The sequence below is a fragment of the Microcystis sp. BLCC-F210 genome (assembly GCF_042134685.1).
Lineage (GTDB): Bacteria > Cyanobacteriota > Cyanobacteriia > Cyanobacteriales > Microcystaceae > Microcystis > Microcystis aeruginosa_D.
Map to the genome: position 1 here is coordinate 3,580,317 of NZ_CP169647.1, position 21,199 is coordinate 3,601,515.

At 42.1% G+C, this 21,199-nt stretch carries 20 protein-coding genes and 3 pseudogenes; 14 read left to right on the plus strand and 9 right to left on the minus strand.

Features of this window, described 5'->3' with window-relative positions:
- Positions 1-409: 409 nt before the first annotated feature.
- The gene (locus ACE3JL_RS17245) at positions 410-646 is read left to right on the plus strand and encodes a hypothetical protein (protein ID WP_004161776.1); all 237 of its coding nucleotides are present in this window, start codon (positions 410-412) and stop codon (positions 644-646) included.
- A 2-nt stretch (positions 647-648) separates the two neighbouring features.
- On the plus strand, positions 649-888 hold the full coding sequence (locus tag ACE3JL_RS17250; protein WP_375327997.1) for a hypothetical protein: 240 nt from the start codon (positions 649-651) through the stop codon (positions 886-888).
- Between the two features lie 119 nt (positions 889-1,007).
- On the opposite strand, the gene ACE3JL_RS17255 is transcribed toward ACE3JL_RS17250, so the two are convergent.
- The 5 genes and pseudogenes from ACE3JL_RS17255 to ACE3JL_RS17275 form a co-directional block, all read right to left on the minus strand.
- Positions 1,008-1,361, minus strand: a complete 354-nt coding sequence (locus ACE3JL_RS17255; RefSeq protein WP_375327998.1) for a type II toxin-antitoxin system RelE/ParE family toxin — start codon at positions 1,359-1,361, stop codon at positions 1,008-1,010.
- Positions 1,354-1,692, minus strand: coding sequence for a UPF0175 family protein (locus ACE3JL_RS17260; protein WP_334311234.1), 339 nt, complete (start codon positions 1,690-1,692; stop codon positions 1,354-1,356). The genes ACE3JL_RS17255 and ACE3JL_RS17260 overlap by 8 nt, the downstream gene beginning before the upstream one ends.
- A gap of 116 nt (positions 1,693-1,808) precedes the next feature.
- Positions 1,809-1,952: pseudogene (locus tag ACE3JL_RS17265) on the minus strand (DUF3368 domain-containing protein); the annotation flags it as partial.
- Complete coding sequence (locus ACE3JL_RS17270; protein ID WP_002748168.1) at positions 1,949-2,194, minus strand: UPF0175 family protein; 246 nt, start codon at positions 2,192-2,194, stop codon at positions 1,949-1,951. The gene ACE3JL_RS17270 and the pseudogene ACE3JL_RS17265, both read right to left, overlap by 4 nt.
- 188 nt (positions 2,195-2,382) lie before the next feature.
- Positions 2,383-3,057 carry a Uma2 family endonuclease gene (locus ACE3JL_RS17275; RefSeq protein WP_375327999.1) on the minus strand — a complete coding sequence of 225 codons (675 nt, stop codon included), beginning with the start codon at positions 3,055-3,057 and terminating at the stop codon, positions 2,383-2,385.
- Between the two features lie 278 nt (positions 3,058-3,335).
- Between ACE3JL_RS17275 and ACE3JL_RS17280 the strand changes: the two genes are divergently transcribed.
- From ACE3JL_RS17280 to ACE3JL_RS17300, 5 genes are all read left to right on the plus strand, one after another.
- Positions 3,336-4,559, plus strand: coding sequence for a bifunctional oligoribonuclease/PAP phosphatase NrnA (locus ACE3JL_RS17280; protein ID WP_150975139.1), 1,224 nt, complete (start codon positions 3,336-3,338; stop codon positions 4,557-4,559).
- 52 nt (positions 4,560-4,611) lie between these two features.
- Entirely contained in the window at positions 4,612-5,106 is a 495-nt protein-coding gene (gene sixA / locus ACE3JL_RS17285) for a phosphohistidine phosphatase SixA (protein ID WP_375328000.1), read from the plus strand.
- A 208-nt stretch (positions 5,107-5,314) separates the two neighbouring features.
- Entirely contained in the window at positions 5,315-6,061 is a 747-nt protein-coding gene (locus tag ACE3JL_RS17290; protein ID WP_150975137.1) for a pseudouridine synthase, read from the plus strand.
- A 26-nt stretch (positions 6,062-6,087) separates the two neighbouring features.
- Positions 6,088-6,849 carry a RodZ domain-containing protein gene (locus tag ACE3JL_RS17295; RefSeq protein WP_271987736.1) on the plus strand — a complete coding sequence of 254 codons (762 nt, stop codon included), beginning with the start codon at positions 6,088-6,090 and terminating at the stop codon, positions 6,847-6,849.
- Between the two features lie 8 nt (positions 6,850-6,857).
- Complete coding sequence (locus ACE3JL_RS17300; protein WP_271987738.1) at positions 6,858-7,706, plus strand: hypothetical protein; 849 nt, start codon at positions 6,858-6,860, stop codon at positions 7,704-7,706.
- Here ACE3JL_RS17300 and ACE3JL_RS17305 read toward each other — a convergent pair.
- Positions 7,680-7,877: pseudogene (locus ACE3JL_RS17305) on the minus strand (DNA cytosine methyltransferase); the annotation flags it as partial. The gene ACE3JL_RS17300 and the pseudogene ACE3JL_RS17305 sit on opposite strands and share 27 nt — an antisense overlap.
- A 411-nt stretch (positions 7,878-8,288) precedes the next feature.
- Here ACE3JL_RS17305 and ACE3JL_RS17310 point away from each other — a divergent pair.
- From ACE3JL_RS17310 to ACE3JL_RS17335, 6 genes and pseudogenes are all read left to right on the plus strand, one after another.
- On the plus strand, positions 8,289-9,428 hold the full coding sequence (locus ACE3JL_RS17310; protein ID WP_271987740.1) for a citrate synthase: 1,140 nt from the start codon (positions 8,289-8,291) through the stop codon (positions 9,426-9,428).
- Between the two features lie 199 nt (positions 9,429-9,627).
- A complete protein-coding gene (locus tag ACE3JL_RS17315; protein ID WP_271987742.1) occupies positions 9,628-11,370 on the plus strand; it encodes an ABC transporter substrate-binding protein in 1,743 nt (580 codons plus the stop codon).
- Positions 11,370-12,641 carry a glycosyltransferase gene (locus ACE3JL_RS17320; RefSeq protein ID WP_375328001.1) on the plus strand — a complete coding sequence of 424 codons (1,272 nt, stop codon included), beginning with the start codon at positions 11,370-11,372 and terminating at the stop codon, positions 12,639-12,641. Before ACE3JL_RS17315 ends, ACE3JL_RS17320 begins: the two co-directional genes overlap by 1 nt.
- 76 nt (positions 12,642-12,717) lie before the next feature.
- The gene (locus ACE3JL_RS17325; RefSeq protein ID WP_375328002.1) at positions 12,718-13,311 is read left to right on the plus strand and encodes an IS607 family transposase; all 594 of its coding nucleotides are present in this window, start codon (positions 12,718-12,720) and stop codon (positions 13,309-13,311) included.
- Positions 13,280-14,089, plus strand: a complete 810-nt coding sequence (locus ACE3JL_RS17330) for an RNA-guided endonuclease InsQ/TnpB family protein (protein ID WP_375328003.1) — start codon at positions 13,280-13,282, stop codon at positions 14,087-14,089. The genes ACE3JL_RS17325 and ACE3JL_RS17330 overlap by 32 nt, the downstream gene beginning before the upstream one ends.
- A gap of 141 nt (positions 14,090-14,230) precedes the next feature.
- Positions 14,231-14,692: pseudogene (locus tag ACE3JL_RS17335) on the plus strand (IS200/IS605 family accessory protein TnpB-related protein); the annotation flags it as partial.
- 135 nt (positions 14,693-14,827) lie between these two features.
- Here the strand turns inward: ACE3JL_RS17335 and groL are convergent.
- Positions 14,828-16,510 carry a chaperonin GroEL gene (gene groL, locus ACE3JL_RS17340; RefSeq protein ID WP_375328004.1) on the minus strand — a complete coding sequence of 561 codons (1,683 nt, stop codon included), beginning with the start codon at positions 16,508-16,510 and terminating at the stop codon, positions 14,828-14,830.
- 247 nt (positions 16,511-16,757) lie between these two features.
- On the opposite strand from groL, the gene ACE3JL_RS17345 reads away from it, so the two are divergent.
- Positions 16,758-18,191 carry a hypothetical protein gene (locus ACE3JL_RS17345; RefSeq protein WP_375328005.1) on the plus strand — a complete coding sequence of 478 codons (1,434 nt, stop codon included), beginning with the start codon at positions 16,758-16,760 and terminating at the stop codon, positions 18,189-18,191.
- A gap of 7 nt (positions 18,192-18,198) precedes the next feature.
- On the opposite strand, the gene ACE3JL_RS17350 is transcribed toward ACE3JL_RS17345, so the two are convergent.
- Both ACE3JL_RS17350 and ACE3JL_RS17355 read right to left on the minus strand, forming a co-directional pair.
- Positions 18,199-20,223: a potassium channel family protein gene (locus ACE3JL_RS17350; RefSeq protein WP_375328006.1), complete on the minus strand. Its 2,025-nt coding sequence runs from the start codon at positions 20,221-20,223 to the stop codon at positions 18,199-18,201.
- A gap of 127 nt (positions 20,224-20,350) precedes the next feature.
- Positions 20,351-21,190 carry an SWIM zinc finger family protein gene (locus ACE3JL_RS17355; RefSeq protein ID WP_271992922.1) on the minus strand — a complete coding sequence of 280 codons (840 nt, stop codon included), beginning with the start codon at positions 21,188-21,190 and terminating at the stop codon, positions 20,351-20,353.
- Between the last annotated feature and the right edge of the window lie 9 nt (positions 21,191-21,199).

Here is a 21,199-nt window from a genome sequence, read left to right on the forward strand (position 1 = left end):
CTTTCGGATCCAACGCAGCTTTAACCCTCAAGCGCCAACTAAAACGGGAGCATCTCACTTACGCGATGAGTAATTATACTTAGCTTAAAAGCCACTCTTAATCGTGTCTTGGAACGAAATAGAGGCTTTTAAAGACCGCGTACATGGAGAATTAAAACAAGAATTACCCTCGAAAAGCCTATTTTTCTACTAAGTATTTATGCTTATTGCAAAGGTGAGATGCTCCCGTTGAGGGACTAAAACCCTCTCAATCCACCGAAAAAGAAACCACAAAAGTAGGCTAAATTGCCTCTAAAAATACTATAAATACCCCTTCAATCAATCTTGAGGGGGTTTTGTTTTTTTATATCTCTTTTTTGGCAATAGATGCTATAATAAAAGGCCACTGTTTAAGATTGCTTGATCGATCGTGGACTTTGAGATTATTAGCGATATTACGAATATCGAGATTATTGCCACAGGAACAGGAATTCGTAATCGGGAACGGTTGCAAAAACAGTATGGCAAAGGTAAATGGAGAAAATTAAAGGGCATAGCCCAAGTTCAGCTTCCCAATGGTATAGTAAGGTTAGCTGAAGTCCATTGGTATGAAGCTCATGGCATCGGCAAAAAAGAATTTAAGCTCAAGTTACCGTTTCTAGATTGACCATGAAAATAGAGTCATCTCCAACAAATAAGTTCGCAGTTTGTCTCAATAATGAAGGCTACGAAGCTTCACTAGAGGTGGGCAAAATATACCGCGTTATCCCTGATGAGACAGCAGAAATAAACAGTTTAATTCGGGTTATTGATGAAAGTGGTGAAGATTACGCTTTTTCTGTGAATCGGTTTCATGCTATTGAGTTACCAAAACCAATAGAAGAAGCTTTATTATCATTTGCCAACTAAAACCATCCAAATGCACTGAAAAAGCAACCACAAAAGTAGGCTAAATTGCCTCTAAAAATACCATAAATGTCCATTCAATCAATCTTGATGGGGTTTATTTTTGGCATCTATTAATACTTCTAAAAATTGTCAAACTTATTAATGATGTCTTGAATTTGCTGCGCTGGGATGTCCGTTTGGTCAGATTTGGCATAGATGAGGAGCATCAAAACACAACTATTGTCTTTAAGTTGATAGATAACACGATAGCTGCTACTTTTGCCCTTTTGAATATCGCTGTTTTTGAGGCGAACTTTAAAGACAGTGTAGCCTATTCTTGGTATTTGATCGCCGATGAATTTGCCTATCTGAAGGTCATCAATTAGAGGTTGTAGGTCAGTACGAATGCTCCGATAGCATTTGGCGATGGTGCGAAGTCGAGCCTTGAATTCATCAGAGAAAAGGATTTTAATAGGAGGAATTTCTTTAGTCATCTATGCCATCCCAGAGTTCAGAGATGGGATGTACTTTACCTTCTTTAGCTTGCTGAAGAGAAATACAAAGACTGGTGAGGATGAGTTCTTTTGGTTCGTCGTCGGGATCAGTGGGTTGAGTGAGGATATTACGCGATACTAGCAATTGATAGAAATCATCGATCGCCATTCCCGTTAGTTCAGCTGCTTGTTCAAATTGAAGACGTTGCTGCTGATAAAGCATGATAGCGATTTCCGTGAGCATTTGAGCTTCAGTCATTTGTACTGTTTGCAGAAGTTCAGTGGGAAGGATGAGGTTCATAGAGGTTTCATTAAGTGGCAGTAACTTCATTGTATCGCCATTAAAAAGCAACCACAAAAGTAGGCTAAATGGCTTCTAAAAATACCATAAATGCCCCTTCATTCAATCTTGAGGGGGTTTATTTTTTCTTCATCAACAATCTGTAAAACACTGCTGTATAAAGGTGCATCAACTAATTCTCGATAAACTGCTTCAGGAATAAAAACTATTTCGTAAAGTTGTTGTAGCAGATGAAGTTGATTAATGGCGGCAAGATTGTTGATAGGGGATGTATCACTGACAACAATCACAATCTTCCCATCTCCCGCAAGTTCTTAATATCCTGTTCAAAATCTTCGACATCGTAGTGTACTGGAATTTGACGACTTGCAAGTAGGTGTTGAAAAGCAATACGATTCATTCCTGCAAATCGACTCGCTTGAGCAAGGGTGAGCTTCTCTTTTTGAAAGAGCATGACCGCAATTTCCTGCCTCATCTCAGCTTCAGTCATGCGTGTGGCACTGAGAATTTCATCGGAGATATCAATACTCATGGCTATAACCCTATCTATCCCTTCCTATTGGAATAATATCATAACCTCCTTCATTTAGTCAGTTGAGGGGGTTTATTTTTTGCGTCTTTTCCTCTCACACATTTTACATATTAAGAAGAGAACTTGACATTTATCTACTTTCATTCTACCGAGACTATCTCGATCGAATCAATCGATCGAGCATTTTTTTAAATTTCTTCGGGATTAATATTTAATTCGCGTAGTTTTGCCGCCAATCGTTCGGCCTGCTGCCGTTCCGTTTCGGCCCGTTGTCGTTCCATTTCGGCCCGTTGTCGTTCTTGGTTGTAACTGGTGAAAGGTTGACCATCAGGATAATACAAGAGTAATTCCGGTTGGGCTAACTGAAAACGAATGCCCAAGCGAGGACTTACCCAATTATCGAGATTTTCTAGACTTTCGAGCCGATTTTCCCGACGAATACAGCCACCCAAATCATTTTTATCGGGATTATAAATGTAGTATTCTTCCACACCATAACGGTCATAAAACAGTAGTTTTCTGGTCATTTCCGTTTGGGTATTACCCGGAGAGAGAATTTCAAAAACCACTTGCGGGGGGATATTGTTCTCTTTCCACTGTTGATAGGAACCTCTTTCCCCTTTCGGTCTGCCAAAAGCTACCATGACATCGGGCGCTTGCCGAGTTTTATTATCTCCTTCCACGGGATACCAGAGTAAATCACCGGCAACGAAAACATCGGCATTATTGGCAAATAACCAGTCTAAATTCGCTTTAATCGTCGTGATCCAGCGAAATTGTCTTGTATTGTCGGCCATCGGTTTACCATCGCTATCGGGATAGACGATTGTGGTTTTCGGGCTGTCGTCGAGTTGTCTAACCATTGCTTAACCCTAGAATTTCGTCTTTGCTTCCTTAATAGTATAACTTTACTATAAAAAATCGGAGCAAATATTTAGGATTGGCTGAAAACGTTTTTCGTGGGGGCTGGGTGTGGGGGAAAGAGGTCTTTTGATAGACTAGAGTTATGGCCTCAGAGTGGGGAGCTAGGGGCTAGAAAAGCTTAATATTTGAGATAAACCGATCGAGCCAGAATATCGTCTAGAATTGATTAGCTCAAAAAATCCTGACTGCATTTACCTTTAAGCAAACTTTTCTAAAAATGATGGCTGAATTACTGAGTCTAGTTCCTGCCAAGTCCCTCGAAACTGATGTAGTGGTAGGGGAAGCGCCGGCAGTATGTCCCCTTCCTCCAGTCACGGTTAGTAATGATACCCTACTTATTTCCCTGATCGATCGCCTGCGACGTACTTTGGAAAATCACCGCGGCGAAAATCAAATTGTGGTGATGCAGGATTTCCCAGATCCCGATGCTCTTTCTAGTGCCTGGGCCTATCAAATTATCGCCGAACAGTACGATATTCACTGTGATATAGTCTATGCGGGTACTCTCTCCCATCAGGAAAATGTCGCTTTGGTAAAACTAACGGGTTTACCGGCTAAACGTTGGGGAGTCCATACCCTCAAGGATAGAGATCTTTCGGTTTATCAGGGTTGTGTTTTTGTCGATGGTCAGGGAACCAATAGTCAGTTAACCACTCTGGTTAAACAGGCAAAAATTCCCATTATTGTCGTGATTGATCATCATACTCGCCAAGGGGATCTAGACGCAGAATTTGTCGATATTCGCCCCCAAATCCGGGCAACAGCGGCGATGTTAACCCAATATATCCAAAAAGGGTTAATAAGTTTTAATACTAGCGATACCGTCCATGTTAAGTGTGCCACAGCTTTGATGCACGGATTGCGATCGGATACGAATAATTTAATGCAAGCGCAAGAATGTGAATTTATTGCTGCTGGTTATCTCAGTCGTTTCTACGATGCTCAATTATTAAATGCTGTCCTGCAATCGGCCAGATCCCGACGGGTGATGGATGTGATCGAACGGTCCCTAAAAAACCGTATTATTAAAAATAATTATTCGATCGCTGGGGTCGGTTATTTGCGTTATGATGACCGAGATGCGATTCCCCAAGCTGCCGATTTTTTGGTGACAGAAGAAAATGTTCACACGGCTTTAGTTTATGGTATCGTTCACGATGAAGATGAGGATATCGAGTTAGTCATCGGTTCTATGCGTACCAGTAAAATTACCCTAGATCCCGATGAGTTTCTCAAGGAAGCTTTCGGACAGGATAACCAAGGTCGCTTTTTTGGTGGTGGTCGTTATATGGCCGGAGGTTTTGAAATTCCTATCGGTTTTCTCGGTGGTTTTAATAATAATGCCGAATACGCAAAACTGAAGTGGGAACTGTATGACACCCAAATTAAACAGAAACTTTCCCATCTAGTTAACCCCGATGAAAAGGTAATTCGCACCTAGGTATTAAATCTCAGCTATTTATTATCATCACAAAGACCGACCCTAAACTGATATGAAACTTTATTTTGTGCGTCATGGATTAGCAGGACAATCGGGGGATTATCTCAACGATAGGGAACGTCCTTTAACCGAGGAAGGTAAGACAAAAACTGCTAAAGTTGCCCAAAGATTAGGACAGTTGGGGGTGAAATTTGACCTAATTCTTACCTCTCCTTTGGTGCGTGCCGTGCAAACCGCCGAAATTCTCCAAAAAGCGGGTTTAAGCAGTAAAATTGAGCAATTTAATCCCCTATCGCCCCATGGCAATCTTCAAGATTGGGTGCAGTGGTGGCAAAAGTCCGACTATCAGCGAGAGGAAAATGCGATCGCACTGGTGGGACACGAACCGGATTTAGGCTATTGGACAGAAATGCTACTTTGGGGCAAGTTTCAAGGAAAATTATCGGTCAAAAAAGCGGGAATAATTGGTCTAGAGGTTCCCACTCAACAAAATCCCCTAGGTAAGTGTCAGTTATTCTGGTTGACAGCCCCAAAATTACTACTCTAGGAATTAACCATAGGTGTACAGTCATTTCAATTAAGATTGAGAATATCAATGCCAGAGTTCATCAGGATTTTATCGGTCTAGAATGTCACGACTCTTTTTTTAGAGAAGTTTTCCGAGAAAAAATCAACTTTTCTTCATTTTTTGGGCGAAAAAAACCTTTTTAGGATGCTTATAATAGGAGAAAGGAAGGGTTAAAAACTAAGAAAAAATGGCGGAGAGAGTCCAAAAAATCCTTGCCCAGTGGGGAATTGCCTCCCGAAGAAGGGCGGAGGAGATGATTATGGCCGGGCGAGTGAGACTGAATGGCAAAATCGTGCAGTTAGGGGAAAAAGCTGACCCTGAAAAAGATCACCTAGAGATAGACGGAAAAAAAATTGAACCGGCCAATCGTCCCCAAAGATTGTATATACTGGTCAACAAACCCATTGGTGTGGTTTCTACCTGCAAGGATCCGCAAAACCGGCCGACAGTAATTGACCTTTTGCCCGACTCCCTCGCCGGCGAGACAGGGTTACATCCCGTAGGAAGGTTGGACATTAACACCACTGGGGCTTTACTCCTCACCAACGACGGCCAACTCACCCTCGCTCTCACCCATCCTCGTTATCATTTGCCCAAAACCTATCGGGTTTGGCTAGATGGTGCGATTGATAGACTTGCTCTCCAGCGTTGGCGAGAAGGTATCCTTTTAGAGGGAAAAAAAACCTTACCCGCACAGGTTGAGATTCTCAAGCAAACCGACCAAAAAACCCTACTAGAAGTTATTTTAGTGGAGGGAAGAAATCGGCAGATTCGCTGTGTAGCCGAAGAATTGGGTTATCACGTCCTGAAACTTCATCGCAGTGCTATCGGTCGTATTCAACTAAACTGCGGTAATAATCCCCCCTTACCCTTGGGTGATTACCGTTTTTTAACCCTTGATGAACTGAAATATTTAAAAAACCAGATTAACTAAGCTGAAAGTCAGCTCCTAATAGCGATATGTTTCGCCTTCTCCAATCACAACTTGATCCCCAGCATAAACAGCGCACCAAATTACTGGAAATCGGCGTTTATTTGCAAAAAAATCGCCTAGAACAGTCCCTTTCTCTCGAGGAAATTGCCCAGAAAACCTTGATCCCGCGCCATCGTCTAGAAGCACTGGAAGCGGGGGATTTGGAGGCATTGCCCGAACCGATTTATGTTCGTTGGTTAATCAAACAATTTGCCGAGAGTCTGTCCCTGGATGGTGAGACGATTAGCCGACGTTTTCCCATCAAGGTAAATAACTTTTTTAGGGGGACAAAACCATCTTTATCGCTGCCGAGTCTTCAAATTCGCCCGATTCATCTGTATTTTCTCTATCTAATCTTAGTTATTGGTTCCGTACAAACCCTATCCCACGTCCTGCAAAAATCGGTACTGCAATCGAATCGCTTACCACCGCCTTCTTTACCACAACAGCAAATTGTCCAATCAAAAAGCAACTCCCTTCAACCGGTAGCCAACAAAACCAGCAATAATCAGCAGCTGGTGGTGGAGGTAAAACTAGAGGATGACTGCTGGCTGCGGGTGGTGGTGGATGGGAAGACAGAATTTGAGGGTATGCTGCCCCAGGGAACCCATCGCACTTGGCAAGCAAACCGAGAATTAACCGTGAGAGCGGGTAATGCTGGTGGGGTTTACGTTGCGGTTAATAATGCCAATGCTAAACAACTGGGGCAACCGGGCAAAGTCGAGGAAGTCACCTACAGGGCAAATTGAGCTAATTTATGCAAAAAGTTTTTTTACCCCTCGAACGACTTCAGGGAGGGCTAATCGGGGCATATATCGGGGAATCCTTGCATAATCAGCCCCTGATACCATCCTTTAACTATGAGGCTACACCGAGGACAACCCTGCTTTTGCAAGCTCTGCAATCTCAAGAGGATTTTTCTCTTGTGATCGCAGCAAGTCGGCAGTCGGAATCGGCGTTATTATTTGTGCTATTGCCAGAGATTTTAACCTGGCCTGATCATGGGGAACGTTGGCAAGCTAGATTAAATTTTTGGCAGAAAAAGGGCTTAATTTCCGAGTTAACCCGACAAGAAGCGATAATTTGGGGAGAGACAGTAGGTCTGTTGTTACAGGGAAAAAGGCCTTTAAATCAGTTAATGGGGCAATTGCTAACTATTAACCCCAATAATAAGCTATTAGAGCAGATTCACTCAGCTTTAAGGCAAAATCGTCCCTTAGAGTCCATTTTATCGGCTTGGGCGCAAGAAATTTCACCTTTAGGAATTGCGATCGCAGCTTCTCTCTATACCTTTCTGCAAACGAGTGAGGATTGCGCCGTGAGCGTGCGTCGTGCTAATTCTAGTCCCTATCAACGGCAATTAACCACCACTTTAGCGGGAATTTGGGCGGGATTGTACAACGGTATCGAGGGGATTCCCCTAGCTTGGCGGCAAAATTTACCTAAAGAGTCAGTTAAACAGCAATTAATGGATAAAGCTGAGGAAATCTATCGAATTTCCCTGGGTGTATCCCCTCATCTTGTCTTATCTCCTCATGCTGCCGTCGCTTACGGGGGGAGTTTGCAACCCCGTCCTAGCTTAAAATTGGTCTCTCAAGACAGCTAAAGACTCGATAACAGAATTAACCACAGCAGCTACGCAGGAAATCGCCAGACTATTGCCTGTTAATTTTCCCATAGTTTGATAACTGCCGACAATTTGATAATCATCGGGAAAACCTTGTAAACGTAGCATTTCCCTTGCTTTTAAGCGTCTTTTCCCATTCGCTAACAAATAATACTAAATCCGTTGAGTACAGGCTATTTATGAGGAGAGGCAAGAGGCCGAAACCCACACCCTACCCGCACGAAAAACTTTTTGCCGCAAACCCTAAATATTCGTCCCGAAGAAATTTTAAAAAAATGCTTGATCGAATCAATCGATCGAGATAGTCTCGCTACAATGAAAGTAGATAAATATCAAGTCCTCTAGCTAGAGTCGCAACAGTAAGCCCAGAAAAAATGCGCTAGGGCAAGGTGTTGACTAAATCGACGAAGCAATCGCTAAATAGGAGTAATTTCCGTCCACTTCTCCCTAATCCTGAACAGGAGAGGCAGAACCGAAGAATTTCTATAAAATTTCGGTAAGGGTGGAAAGATCAAGTAAGTTAGCGTTAGGGCTTAATCTTCGCCACGGAAAGGTAGAACTATGACAGTTTGTGAATATCGGCCAGGTTTAGAAGGAATTCCCGCCGCTCAATCGAGTATCAGCTTTGTGGATGGGCAAAAGGGAATCTTGGAGTATCGGGGCATTCGGATTGAGGAACTCGCCGAAAAAAGTACCTTCCTCGAAACCGCCTATCTCCTTATCTGGGGTGTTCTGCCCACGGGGGCGGAACTAGAAGAATTTTCCGATGAAATCCGTTATCATCGACGCATCAAGTACCGTATCGAAGACATGATGAAATGCTTCCCCGAAAAAGGCCATCCCATGGATGCGCTACAAACTTCGGCGGCGGCTTTAGGTTTATACTATGCCCGTCGGGCTTTGGATAATCCCGACTATATCCGTCAGGCAGTGGTGCGGTTATTAGCGAAAATCCCCACTATGGTGGCGGCGTTTCAATTGATTCGCAAAGGTAATCATCCCATTCAGCCTAATGATAGTCTTGATTATGCGGCTAATTTCCTCTATATGTTGACGGAAAAAAGACCGACGGATTTAGCGGCGAAGGTTTTCGATGTCTGTTTGACTCTCCACGCCGAACATACCATGAATGCCTCGACTTTTTCGGCCATGGTGACGGCTTCCACTTTAACCGACCCCTACGGTGTCATCGCTTCAGCAGTGGGAACTCTCGCCGGACCCCTCCACGGTGGGGCAAACGAGGAAGTATTGTCAATGTTAGAGGAAATCGGTTCGGTGGCTAATGTTCGTCCCTATGTGGAAAAATGTATCGCCAATAAACAAAAAGTTATGGGTTTTGGACACCGGGTATATAAAGTTAAGGATCCCCGGGCGACGATTTTACAAAATCTTGCCGAACAATTATTTGCGGAATTAGGTTCTGATGAATACTACGATATCGCCCTAGAATTAGAACAGGCAATGGTGGATATCTACGGCGAAAAAGGTATCTATCCTAATGTGGATTTCTATTCGGGATTGGTGTATCGGAAATTAGGTATCCCCAATGATTTGTTTACCCCGATTTTTGCCATCTCCCGGGTGGCCGGTTGGTTAGCCCACTGGAAAGAACAATTAAATGCTAACCGCATTTTCCGTCCTACCCAAATCTACACCGGAGAACACGAAGTCCCCTATACACCGATCGAAGAACGTTCTTAGATTTTATTTCCTATTCTTAATGGAAACACGGTTTCTCGCCTTTGTCAATTTCCCCTAGGCGAGATTTTTTGTCTCATTTCCTGTTATATTTATGAGGCAAGGAAACAGTCCAGCGGCTTTCACCTTGGTTAGTTTCGGTGTACATAGTAAGGCAAGGTCTTTATTTCTAAGTTAGTCGGATAGAAAAATATTAAAGATTATGGTGAAATTTTGGCGCAGATTAACGATATTTTTAATTTCTTGTTTATTGCTGATTTCCCTAACTGCTTGTGGTAATCAAGTTAGACGCAATCAAGTGGTCATATCGGTATTAAGTGACCCAAAAACCTTTAATGCTGTTTTATCGGCCGAATCTCCGAATATTTTTGGTTTAACCTACGAAGGACTATTAACAGAAAATCCCATTACTGGCAAAAAAGAACCAGTCTTAGCAGAATCTTGGACAATTTCCGATGATAATTTAAGCATTATTTTTACTATGAGAGAGGGTTTAAAATGGTCAGATGGTCAACCCTTAAATGTTGATGACGTGGTTTTTACCTATAAAGACTTATATCTAAATCCTAATATTCCCAACAACTACCGCGATAGTTTAAGAATAGGATTAAAAAAAGAATTTCCAGTGATTACTAAACTAGATAATCGCAGGATCGAATTTAAACTACCCGAACCTTTTGCCCCTTTTTTAGATGCTGTCAGTTCACCGATTTTACCTAAACACGCTTTAGAAAAAACTATTCAGAAAAAAAGCCCCGATGGTAGGTTAGAATTTCTCTCCACTTGGGGGTTAGATACTCCTCCCGATAAAATTGTTTTTAATGGTGCTTATAAACTAAAAGAATATATCACGGGACAAAGAATTATTTTTGAGAATAACCCCTACTATTGGAAAAAAGATGCCCAGGGACAACAATTACCCCATATAACTTCAGTAATTTGGGCAATTGTTGAATCTCAGGATACAACTTTACTGCAATTTCGTTCGGGAAGTTTAGATTCTATTGGGGTAACTCCCGAATTTTTCTCCCTCTTAAAAACCGAAGAAGAAAGAGGAAATTTCACTATTTTTAATGGGGGACCTGCCTACGGAACCCAGTTTGTTAGTTTTAATCTCAACCAAGGCAAACGCAACGGAAAACCCCTAGTAGAGCCGATTAAATCTAGGTGGTTTAATAACTTAAATTTCCGTCAAGCTATTGCCTATGGCATTAATCGTCAAAGAATGATTGATGATATCTATAGAGGATTGGGACAAGAACAAAATTCTTTTATTTCTATCCAATCGCCTTTTTACGATAAAACTCTGAAAGGTTACGATTATAATCCCGAAAAAGCCAAAGAATTATTATTAGAGGTGGGATTTAAGTATAACAGTGATAATCTGCTAGTCGATGCTGATAATAATCCCGTTAGATTTAACCTGATTACTAATGCAGGAAATAAAATCCGGGAAGCAATTGGCGCGCAAATTAAAAATGATTTAGCCGCAATAGGAATTCAAGTGGATTTTCAAGCGATCGCTTTTAGCAATTTAGTTGATAAACTGAGTAATAGTCTAGATTGGGAGGCACATATTTTAGGTTTTACTGGTGATAATGAACCCCATGCGCCTAATATTTGGTATGTAGATGGAAATCTCCACGCTTTTAACCAACAACCTCAACCCGGCAGCCCTCCAATTCAAGGCTGGCAAGCGGCGGATTGGGAGAAAAAAATCGCTGATTTATACGTCAAGGGTTCCCAAGAATTAGACTTTGAGAAGCGCAAAGTTATCTATAATGAAATTCAACAACTTCAACAGGAATACGTCCCGTTTATTTATCTTGTCAATCCCCTCGCTTTGGGGGCGGTGCGTAACTGTTTTGAAGGAATACAATTCTCCGCCTTAGGTGGTGCATTCTGGAATCTAGAAGAATTAAAGAAAACCTGTGGAGGTGTTTAATGACTCATTTTGGTTTACTCTGTCCTACAACCTCTGGACATATTTATTCTCTCCTACCTTTAGGAAAAGAGTTACAAAAACGCGGTCATAAAGTTACCTGTTTTTTAACTCTTGATGGTGAAAAAATGGTGCAAGCAGCCGGCTTAGATTTTCAGGCAATTGCACCCAACAAATATCCGAAAGGCACATCAGCCAAAAGTTTAGCCGAAATTGGTCAATTACGGGGAACAGCCGCCGCCCGTCGCACGCTACAATTAGTAACTGATTCTACCGCTACTCTCTTTGAAACTATCCCGCAAGAGATGCGTCGCTTGGGAATTGATGCCCTAATTGTCGATCAAGCCTCCCCCTCAGGAGGTACAATCGCAGAAAAATTAGCTATTCCCTTTATCAGTTTTTGTTCGGCTTTAGTTTTCAATCGCGATCCGCTTATTCCGCCCTTTCTGACCACTTGGGACTATAATCCCTCATTTATCGGGGTTATTCGCAATAAAATTGGCTATAAACTCCTTGACTCTCTGACTCGTCCCCTGAATGAGTTAATCAACCAGCAGCGTCAAGAATGGGGGTTAATTCCCTATCAAAACATCAATCAACGCTATTCCCCCCTTGCCCAAATTAGCCAACAACCTGCTGAATTTGAGTTTCCTCGGCCAAATTTACCCGCTCACTTCCACTTTACCGGTCCCTTTCACGATTCCTCCACCAGAAAACCGATTCCTTTTCCCTACGAAAAATTAACCGGACAACCCTTGATTTACGCTTCCCTCGGTACAATTCAAAATCGCCTACAATCGGCCTTTAATGCGATCGCCGAAGCCTGTGCCGATTTGCCGGTACAATTAGTTTTATCCCTGGGCAATAGCGACTCTAACATTCAAATAACGACCAAAAACGCCCTAGTTGTTCCCTACGCTCCCCAATTAGAGCTTTTAACCAGAGCTTCTCTGACTATCACCCACGCAGGCTTAAATACTACCCTAGAATCCCTTGCTCAAGCTGTACCGATGGTGGCCATTCCCATCGCTAACGACCAACCGGGGGTATCGGCTCGGATAAAATGGTCGGGGACAGGGGAAGTGATACCGATTTCCCGTCTAGAAGTTCCCCGTTTACGAAAGGCCATTGAAAAGGTGTTATCCTTCCCCAGTTACCGAGAAAATGCCCTGAGAATGCAAAAAGCGCTGCAGAAGACAGGAGGAGTGAAAATGGCCGCCGATATCGTTGAAAAAGCCATTTCTACCGGCCAACCCGTCCTATCGGTATTGTAAAGTTTTGTAAAAAATATATGCAAATGACTGCAAACAACTGCTAATATGGTTAGTGTAAGTTTACATTGCAGTTCACATGAAACTATCAGATTATGCTAAGAAAAAAGGGATCAGTTATGACACTGCTTGGAGAATGTGGAATCGAGGGCAGTTACAAGGAGAACGTCTTCCTACAGGAACAATTATTATTTTTGAAGATGACCGTTCTTGCGGTGAAAATAAAGTAGCTATTTATGCGCGAGTTTCTAGTTCAGAAAATAAATCTGACTTAGAGACTCAGGCAAAAAGATTGGAAGCTTATTGTATGGCGAAAGGCTATCAAATTGTTCGAGTAGTTAAAGAAGTAGGAAGTGGAGTCAATGAGCATCGAAAGCTATTATTAAAACTTCTAGAACAAACTGATTATAATTTGATTGTCGTAGAACACAAAGATCGTTTAAGCAGAGTAGGGTTTAATTATCTGAAAGTTCTTTTAACTCAAACAAATAGAGATATAGAGGTCGTTAATCTAGCAGAAGAAAGAAAAGACGATTTAATGCAAGACTTCGTGAGTATAATTACCTCATTTTGCGCTCGATTATACTCATTAAGACGACGAAATAGAAAGATAGAATGTTTAATTAAATGCCTTGAGGAGAATGATGAAATTAGTTCAAAAACATCTAATTAAATTTAATCACAAAAATTATTCAGTAATTGATAAATTAGGATTTTTATCGAAGAATCTCTATAATTGTGCTGTTTATTTAAACCGTCAAGTTTTCTTTTCACATCAACCATTTTTAACAATGACTGAGTTACATCATGCCTTAAAAATGAGTCCAGATTATCAAGTCTTACCCGCCAAAGTAAGTCAGTTAGCATTAAAGCAAGTAGAAAAAACCTTTAAATCCTACCAAAAAGCGAAAGAACAATACAAAAAATCGCCAGATAAATTTACAGGAGAGCCTAAGTTGCCAAGATACAAAGACAAGGAAAAAGGTAGAAACGTTTTAACTTATAACTATCAAGCCATTTCTAAAAAAGCGTTGAAGCAAGGTTTAATCAAGCTATCAGGGACTAATTTAGAATTTAAAACTAATTTAAAGGAAGTCTTAGAGGTTAGGATTATTCCTAAATTGGGTGCTTATTGTTTAGAGATTGTCTATGAACAACCATCCTCATCAAGTCAAGAGGGAGAAAGATATGCTTTTATCGATTTAGGCTTAAATAACCTAGCTGCTGTTACCTCTAATATTCCCGAATTTCAGCCAACGTTAGTATGTGGAAAAGCCTTAAAATCCTGCAATCAAAAGTACAACAAGACACTAGCTAAACTCAAATCGGAATTACCCAGTCTCCAGAAGACCAGTAAAAGAATACAAGGTTTAACTTTAAAGCGTAATTGCCAGGTGGATTATTACCTCCACACCGCTAGTAAATATGGCTCTACCGAACCTGTCATGTAAAACTATTAACAACTTATGCTTGTAAAGCTTGTATAGTAAAGCTTTGAGTTTTTGTTAGATTGATATTTATCAACTTTAGAGCATTGCTGGACAGAGAGGGAGCTTGGGGAATTTTCTACATTGTAAGTTCGGAAGAACCGTAAATATATTATTGATAAATTACTAGCTCATCAAATTAACCTTTTAGTTATTGGTCATAATCAAGGCTGGAAACAAAACCTTAATATTGGGGATAGAAATAACCAGTCATTTGTAAATATTCCTCATTCAAGGTTTATCGAACAACTTACCTATAAAGCAAATTTGGTAGGAATAGAGGTCAAAACAACTAATGAAAGCTATACCTCTAAATGTAGTTTCTTGGACTTAGAGTCTATTCAAAAGCAAAAAAGCTATTTAGGCAAGAGAATTAAAAGAGGACTATTCAGAAGCTCGTCGGGTTATTTCTATGGAGCAGATATTAATGGTTCCTTAAATATTGGAAGAAAGGTAGTCGGAGAGGCCGCCTTTAGCGGGAATCCGATAGAGAGGTTCGTAGTTAACCCCGTACGGGTCAAAGCGTACAAAGCTAATTCTAGATGCAATATTTGCGTACAGAATTAGTAACTATTACCAGACAGAGGAAGTTGAGCATTTGTGAGGAAAAAAAACCTGTCCCTAATGCCGACGATAAAGAGAAAAGGGACAGATTGGCTCAATTGAATGAGATTATTTTGAAGGGCCAGACGGCATCAGGAATTACATCATACCCATGCCGCCCATGCCGCCCATGCCGCCCATGCCGCCCATGCCGCCCATGCCGCCCATGCCGCCCATATCGGGGGCTGCGGCTTCTTTAACGGGTTTTTCGACCACGAGGGCTTCCGTAGTTAAGACCATACCGGCAATAGATGCGGCATTTTGAACGGCTGACCGTACTACTTTAGCGGGATCGATAATTCCGGCGGCGATTAAGTCTTCGTACTTGCCGGTGAGGACATTGTAACCGACGCTAAAAGCAGTTTCGCGCACACCTTCCACGATCACATCCCCTTCCACACCGGCGTTATTAGCTAACTGACGCAGGGGTGCTTCTAGGGCTTTAGCGACGATATCGGCGGCGACTTTTTCCTCATCGTTAGTGAGAGAAGCCTTATAGCCAGCGACTTTCGAGGCCAAGTGAATCAAGGTTGTACCACCGCCCGGGACGATACCTTCTTCCACGGCGGCTTTGGTGGCATTGAGGGCATCTTCGATGCGGAGTTTACGATCCTTGAGTTCGGTTTCTGTGGCTGCCCCGACTTTAATCACGGCCACACCGCCGGCTAATTTAGCGATGCGTTCCTGTAATTTTTCCTTATCGAATTCGGAATCGGTTTCTTCTAACTGTTTTTTCAGTTGGGCGAGACGTTTCTGCACATCGGCTTTATTGCGGCTGTCTCCGGAGGCGACAATAATTGTATTGTCTTTTTCTAGGGTGATTTTTGCCGCTTGCCCTAGCAGATCAAGGCTAACCGTGTCAAGACTTAAGCCCACTTCTTCGGAAATCAGACGACCGCCGGTGAGGATGGCGATATCTTGTAAAACCGCCTTGCGACGTTCCCCAAAACTGGGGGCTTTGATGGCGACGACATTTAAGACACCCCGGGCCTTGTTGACTACTAGAGTGGCTAAGGCTTCGCCGTCCACATCTTCGGCGATAATTAATAGGGGACGACCTTGACGGGCAACGGCTTCGAGGACGGGGACTAATTCAGCGATCGCACTGATTTTTTTATCGGTAATCAGGATCAGGGGGTTGTCGTACTCGACGATCTGTCTTTCCTGATCGGTGATGAAATAGGGGGAGATATAACCGCGATCGATCTGCATCCCTTCCACTACTTCTAATTCGGTGGTTAAAGATTTCGATTCTTCCACGGTGATTACGCCATCGGTGGTGACTTTTTCCATGGCGGTGGCGATCATTTGTCCCACTTCTTCATCGTTGCCGGAAGAAACGGTGGCCACTTGAGCGATCGCATCTCCAGCGATCGGTTTAGCGACGGCGGCGATTTCTTCCACCAGATAGGCGATGGTTTTGTCTAGTCCGCGTCTTAAGGCGACGGGATTGGCCCCGGCGGTAACGTTTTTCAGACCTTCTTTAATTAAAGCCTGGGCGATGATGGTGGCGGTAGTGGTGCCATCGCCCGCTAAATCCTTGGTTTTTGCCGCTACTTCCTGAATTAATCTCGCCCCGGTGTTTTCGAGGGGATCGGACAATTCGATTTCTTTGGCGACGGTGATACCGTCATTAACGATCTGGGGGGCGCCGTATTTCTTTTCTAACAAGACATTGCGTCCTTTCGGACCGAGGGTGATTTTTACCGCATCGGCCAAGGCGTTGACACCTCTTTCTAGGGCGCGACGGGATTCATCTTTGAAGGCAATGATTTTGGACATGGTATCGCTGTTGTAATAGGACTCCTTATAGTTAATTTAGCACTCTTAGGGCTTGAGTGCTAATCCCGGTGTGCGGTTATTGAGGAGATAAGGGTGTTATGTCTCCACGGCAGACTGAATTGAGTTAAAAAAATAAAAATTTATCAAGATTTATGAATAATTGCAGAAAATCAATGATAACTATTGTAGTATCGAGAAAATAATCGAATTTGAGCCAATTTTCGCCTTTTTTTAGGAGAAGACAATCATGATTAATCTGAATCCTGCTATCGAACAAAAAATTAATGAATTTATTCTGAAAGTTAAATTAGCTCACCAAAAAGAAGCCACTTCCACCACTGTGGAATTACAAAAGAAAAATGAGTCTTTGATTGCTGAACTGAAGAATAACTTAGACAAATATAGTTCAATTCCTGAAGTAGATGAACCCTTTGAAAAGTTAGTCAAGGAATTTAAAGATAATTTTGCACAACTACAAATGCAAGAAGAAAGTGTTTTATTTCAAACTTTAGACGATTTAATCAATGAAATTAAAGCTAGAGATGAGGTGATCAAACTAAATAAAAGAATTGATATTTTACTGGGAAAAACCAAAGAACAAGTAGCGGGATTCCCTCCAGAATTAGACCGGGAAGTACAGGGAGAATTAGCCAAATTAATTAAAATACTGGGGATAGCGCAGGTAGAACTCATGAACATTTCAAAACCTTGTGATATCATGCAAGTAAAGTCGGTAGTAGATGCCGGGGAAATTGCGATTAAATCTTTAACAGGTCAACCTAATATTGTTTTGGCACAAAAATTACGCTACGCTGCAACAACGGGATTAAGAGAAATCCAAAAAGGTTCTAGTCGTCGTTTACGTCGTTTAGCAAACTTCACAGATAATCTTTTCCATTCTTTCAAAATACCTACGAAAGTTTTAATTGGATTAGTGTTCGCTTTCCCTGTAAATTGGTTTATTATGAACTTCTCTCCGGTGAAAGAGTTACTCTTCTTACCTCCAATCATAAAATCTAGTAGCCAAAATACTCAGGGAGAAGGTAACCAAAATACTCAGGAAGAAGGTAACCAAAATACTCCAGGAGAAGGTAACCAAAATGCTCCAGGAGAAGGTAACCAAAATACTCCAGGAGAAGGTAACCAAAATACTCAGGGAAAAGGTAACCAAAATACTCCAGGAGAAGGTAACCAAAATGCTCAGGGAGAAGGTAACCAAAATACTCCAGGAGAAGGTAACCAAAATACTCAGGGAAAAGGTAACCAAAATACTCAGGGAAAAGGTAACCAAAATACTCAGGCAATTATACGTTTGATGTGGATAACAGGCACTTTAGGGGGAGGAGTTAGTCTTCTAACTCGTTTGCAAGATTTTGATAATCCCAAAAATCAAAAATATGACGATGACCTCTTGCCATTGTTAATTGGTTTAACCAAACCCATTTTAGGGGGAAGTTTCGCTTTCTTTATTATGCTAATTCTTCAATCTAACATTTTTCCTATACAAATTCGGAGTGGCAATGGAGATAAGGGGAATGACACCTATTTACTTTTGGCAATGGCTTTTGTGGCTGGATTTAGCGAACGTCTTATTCCCGATTTAATTAGTCAAGTAGAGAAAAAAGTAACTGTAGAGGCTAGTTCCACTGGACAGGGACTACCTCCAGACAAAAAAGGATAACTCCCATTTACCCCGATTTCGGGTTAATGGGAATAGCCAAAGCTTGAACTTGAATTTTTTTTAACTCGGAAACTAATCGAATCGCCTGCTGTTCGTAGAGGGGAGCGCCCAGGGTCGCTGGCAAATTTTCCATGAGATCGCTGGCGGTTTTCAGGGGACAATTAGAAAAACGACTGATCACGGTGGGTGCTTCTGCGGCAATATTGCGGTTAAAGGCTTTTTCCACCCGCACGCGCCAAGTTTTGGGAGTGCGACGACCCTGCTCCACCCGTCGCAGTCCGTTGATGGTGGCCAGCACTACAATGCGATCGCCGATGCGTAAATTGAGATAATCTTCGGGCATTAATTTCGTGGTTTCCCGTTCTCGTTGGTGTAGGATCGGCACGACTCGATAACCGTAGGCAATATCCCCGATCGAGCTACCATTGAGAGTATCTCCAGCTTCGATCTCGTATTCCGTCACCAGAATTGTTTTTTGCGCCCAACGGAACAGATAGATGATATTTTCTCCGAAAGCCGCTCCCGTAAAGGCTTCTGCCGCTACGGTGTTGGTTCCTAAAATGTGAGATTGGGGCAGAATTTGACTTAATTGTTGACTAAGGTTGTCGTCGGTGGTGCGGATGACTAAGTAGCTTTGGGGGTTGAGTTTGCGGGTGGTTAGGGCCACTTCTAAATTGAGGATTTCGTCATCGGTAACGATCGCTATACTTTTAGCCCTATCTAAATTGACATTTTTTAAAGATTCTTCGATATTTCCCGTCATCAGGGGCATTTTTGGCAGGATAGTCGCATCAAAATCCCTATTTAAGCTGACCCCGACGATCGCCTGTTGCATTTCTAGTAATAAATTAGCCACTTCTTTGCCGACTCGACCTAAGCCGACAATAACGATATGATTCTGTTGGGGAACTGGGGGACGGTTAGGGATAAATTGAAATCTTGATGATAATAAAGTTTCTGTCAAAATAGCGTAGAGAACCCCGATAAAAGCGGTTCCAGCTAAGGTTAAAAAGAGACTAAATAGCTGCATCCACCAGGGGACTGCATTTAAATCTTCGGGGTTAGAGGCACCGAAAACATCACCGTAACCACCTAATAAAAGAATCGCCGTTCCTGAAAGAGCGGAAATAAAGGAAGCTCTCGGAGCGTAGAGATGGAAAAGAAAAGTCCCGATCATTACCAGCAGGATAATGATAAATACTGACAGGAAAGCCACCCGGTGAATTTGCTGCTGAAAACTCAATTGCCAGAATTGTTGGATTTCTTTGAGCAATTTTTGCCAAAAATGCCGCAACTTCTGGCGAGAATTTGACGGTTTCTGGCGGACAGCATCGATGTTTTGATAGGTAGTTTCGATGGTGGTAATGGTATCACCGGCCCGGATAGTGGTGGAGGGAGACCATTGATAAAATCCGGCCCTTAAAGGTTCATCGGGGGCTGTGTGTGCCAACAGACGACGGGTGGGGGTATTTAAATCACCTAAAAAGCGATCGAGTAAACCATCTTCGGGACTAATTTGTCTCTGGATAATACGCAATTTCTGACCGTCGAGATGCAAAAAACCGAGGGTTTCTGTGCCTAATGTGGCTAAAGCAAAGGCATTGGCGGGTAGTTGGGTGGGTTCATAGGCGATAAAATTGCCTAAACGTTCCTCAAGTAGCTGATTGAGATTATCTTTAGAAGAACGCACCACTAAGCGGGTAAGAGGATTTAATTGCCGAATAATTAGGGCAGTGGTGGCATTAATTCGCTCATCACTGGTGACAATTAAAGCAGCCCGACAGCGATCGATTCCCGCTGTTGCTAAAATGTTTTTTTGACGACAATCACCGATAATTATTTCCTCTAATAAATCGGGAAAATCGTTAATTTCCCAACTGGGAGGCTGTATTAGTTCGATACCGACAACGCTAACCCCAAACTCTTTTAAAGACTTGACGCAGTGTTGTCCGAGACTACCCAATCCACAGACTAAAAAGCGATCGGCTAACTTGACATTCCCATGGACAAAGCTGAGAGATTCTTGGTTCATAGATTCTGCTTGTCTTAAAAAATAGAATGCTTTTTCAAACTTCTGATCCCCCTTTAATCCCCCTTTAATCTACCCTTAATTTCTTCTTAATAAGAAGGATGTCTGACAATTTTTAACACTTACCTCATTATAACATACCAGCGTTTTTATTGCGTACCCGTTGATACATTTCTTCCATTACTTCGATAAAGGAGGTATCCTTATCCCAAAATGGAGGATAATCACCAGCTTTTTTAATGACAATTGCGGGAATAGTTGCGGATTTAACTAACTGAGGATTTTCGGGTAAACGGTGATGGGAGTGCCAAAATTCTTTGAGATCAATTGTTTCTGATGCTGGTATAGTTTCGGGTTTAGTGTGATAGGAGTTAACGGGGTTAAGAGGAATTTTTTCCTCTTGGATAGAGGAGGAAAGCAGCTTACCGAGGGGAGTTTTTGCTAACTCTTGCAGTAATTTTTGCCGAGAGATACCCCGTAATTCAAATAAGAGGAAAGGATCCTGATCTAATTGGGAAGCAACGAGGTAATAAACTCCAGCAATATGTTTACAGGGATTTTCCCAATCGGGACAGGAACAATTGGTGATAAAATCCTTTTGACTGTGGGGTAATAAGTGCAGATTCAGATCGCTAAATGCTTCATCAATATTATCGGGAACTTCTTTGAGCAGCAGTTTAGAGATCATACTCGCTCTTGAACCAAGATTATATAAAGCTTGTGACCACTCTGCTTTAGTAATTGGTTTAATCTCAATACTCACCTTATACAAAGGTTCTTTGTAAACTCCAAAGTAGGGATTAATGGAACCTCGCACCTGAGCAGTAATTAAATTACCGTCAATTTCGTAATTCTTGACTTTATCATTTTTAGCGTAGGAACGTCCTCGACTCAAACGCGCTGAGTCGGTAAATTCCTCTAATGCTTCTATAAAGCGTTGTCCCCACCAAGTTTTACTAAATTTATTCATAGGTTTACC

Bases quoted from the DNA above. Each gene is read 5' to 3' on its own strand.
- ACE3JL_RS17250 (WP_375327997.1), top strand. From the start codon at position 649: ATGAAAATAGAGTCATCTCCAACAAATAAGTTCGCAGTTTGTCTCAAT.
- ACE3JL_RS17255 (WP_375327998.1), bottom strand. From the start codon at position 1,361: ATGACTAAAGAAATTCCTCCTATTAAAATCCTTTTCTCTGATGAATTC.
- ACE3JL_RS17260 (WP_334311234.1), bottom strand. From the start codon at position 1,692: ATGAAGTTACTGCCACTTAATGAAACCTCTATGAACCTCATCCTTCCC.
- ACE3JL_RS17270 (WP_002748168.1), bottom strand. From the start codon at position 2,194: ATGAGTATTGATATCTCCGATGAAATTCTCAGTGCCACACGCATGACT.
- ACE3JL_RS17275 (WP_375327999.1), bottom strand. From the start codon at position 3,057: ATGGTTAGACAACTCGACGACAGCCCGAAAACCACAATCGTCTATCCC.
- ACE3JL_RS17280 (WP_150975139.1), top strand. From the start codon at position 3,336: ATGATGGCTGAATTACTGAGTCTAGTTCCTGCCAAGTCCCTCGAAACT.
- sixA (WP_375328000.1), top strand. From the start codon at position 4,612: ATGAAACTTTATTTTGTGCGTCATGGATTAGCAGGACAATCGGGGGAT.
- ACE3JL_RS17290 (WP_150975137.1), top strand. From the start codon at position 5,315: ATGGCGGAGAGAGTCCAAAAAATCCTTGCCCAGTGGGGAATTGCCTCC.
- ACE3JL_RS17295 (WP_271987736.1), top strand. From the start codon at position 6,088: ATGTTTCGCCTTCTCCAATCACAACTTGATCCCCAGCATAAACAGCGC.
- ACE3JL_RS17300 (WP_271987738.1), top strand. From the start codon at position 6,858: ATGCAAAAAGTTTTTTTACCCCTCGAACGACTTCAGGGAGGGCTAATC.
- ACE3JL_RS17310 (WP_271987740.1), top strand. From the start codon at position 8,289: ATGACAGTTTGTGAATATCGGCCAGGTTTAGAAGGAATTCCCGCCGCT.
- ACE3JL_RS17315 (WP_271987742.1), top strand. From the start codon at position 9,628: ATGGTGAAATTTTGGCGCAGATTAACGATATTTTTAATTTCTTGTTTA.
- ACE3JL_RS17320 (WP_375328001.1), top strand. From the start codon at position 11,370: ATGACTCATTTTGGTTTACTCTGTCCTACAACCTCTGGACATATTTAT.
- ACE3JL_RS17325 (WP_375328002.1), top strand. From the start codon at position 12,718: ATGAAACTATCAGATTATGCTAAGAAAAAAGGGATCAGTTATGACACT.
- ACE3JL_RS17330 (WP_375328003.1), top strand. From the start codon at position 13,280: ATGATGAAATTAGTTCAAAAACATCTAATTAAATTTAATCACAAAAAT.
- groL (WP_375328004.1), bottom strand. From the start codon at position 16,510: ATGTCCAAAATCATTGCCTTCAAAGATGAATCCCGTCGCGCCCTAGAA.
- ACE3JL_RS17345 (WP_375328005.1), top strand. From the start codon at position 16,758: ATGATTAATCTGAATCCTGCTATCGAACAAAAAATTAATGAATTTATT.
- ACE3JL_RS17350 (WP_375328006.1), bottom strand. From the start codon at position 20,223: ATGAACCAAGAATCTCTCAGCTTTGTCCATGGGAATGTCAAGTTAGCC.
- ACE3JL_RS17355 (WP_271992922.1), bottom strand. From the start codon at position 21,190: ATGAATAAATTTAGTAAAACTTGGTGGGGACAACGCTTTATAGAAGCA.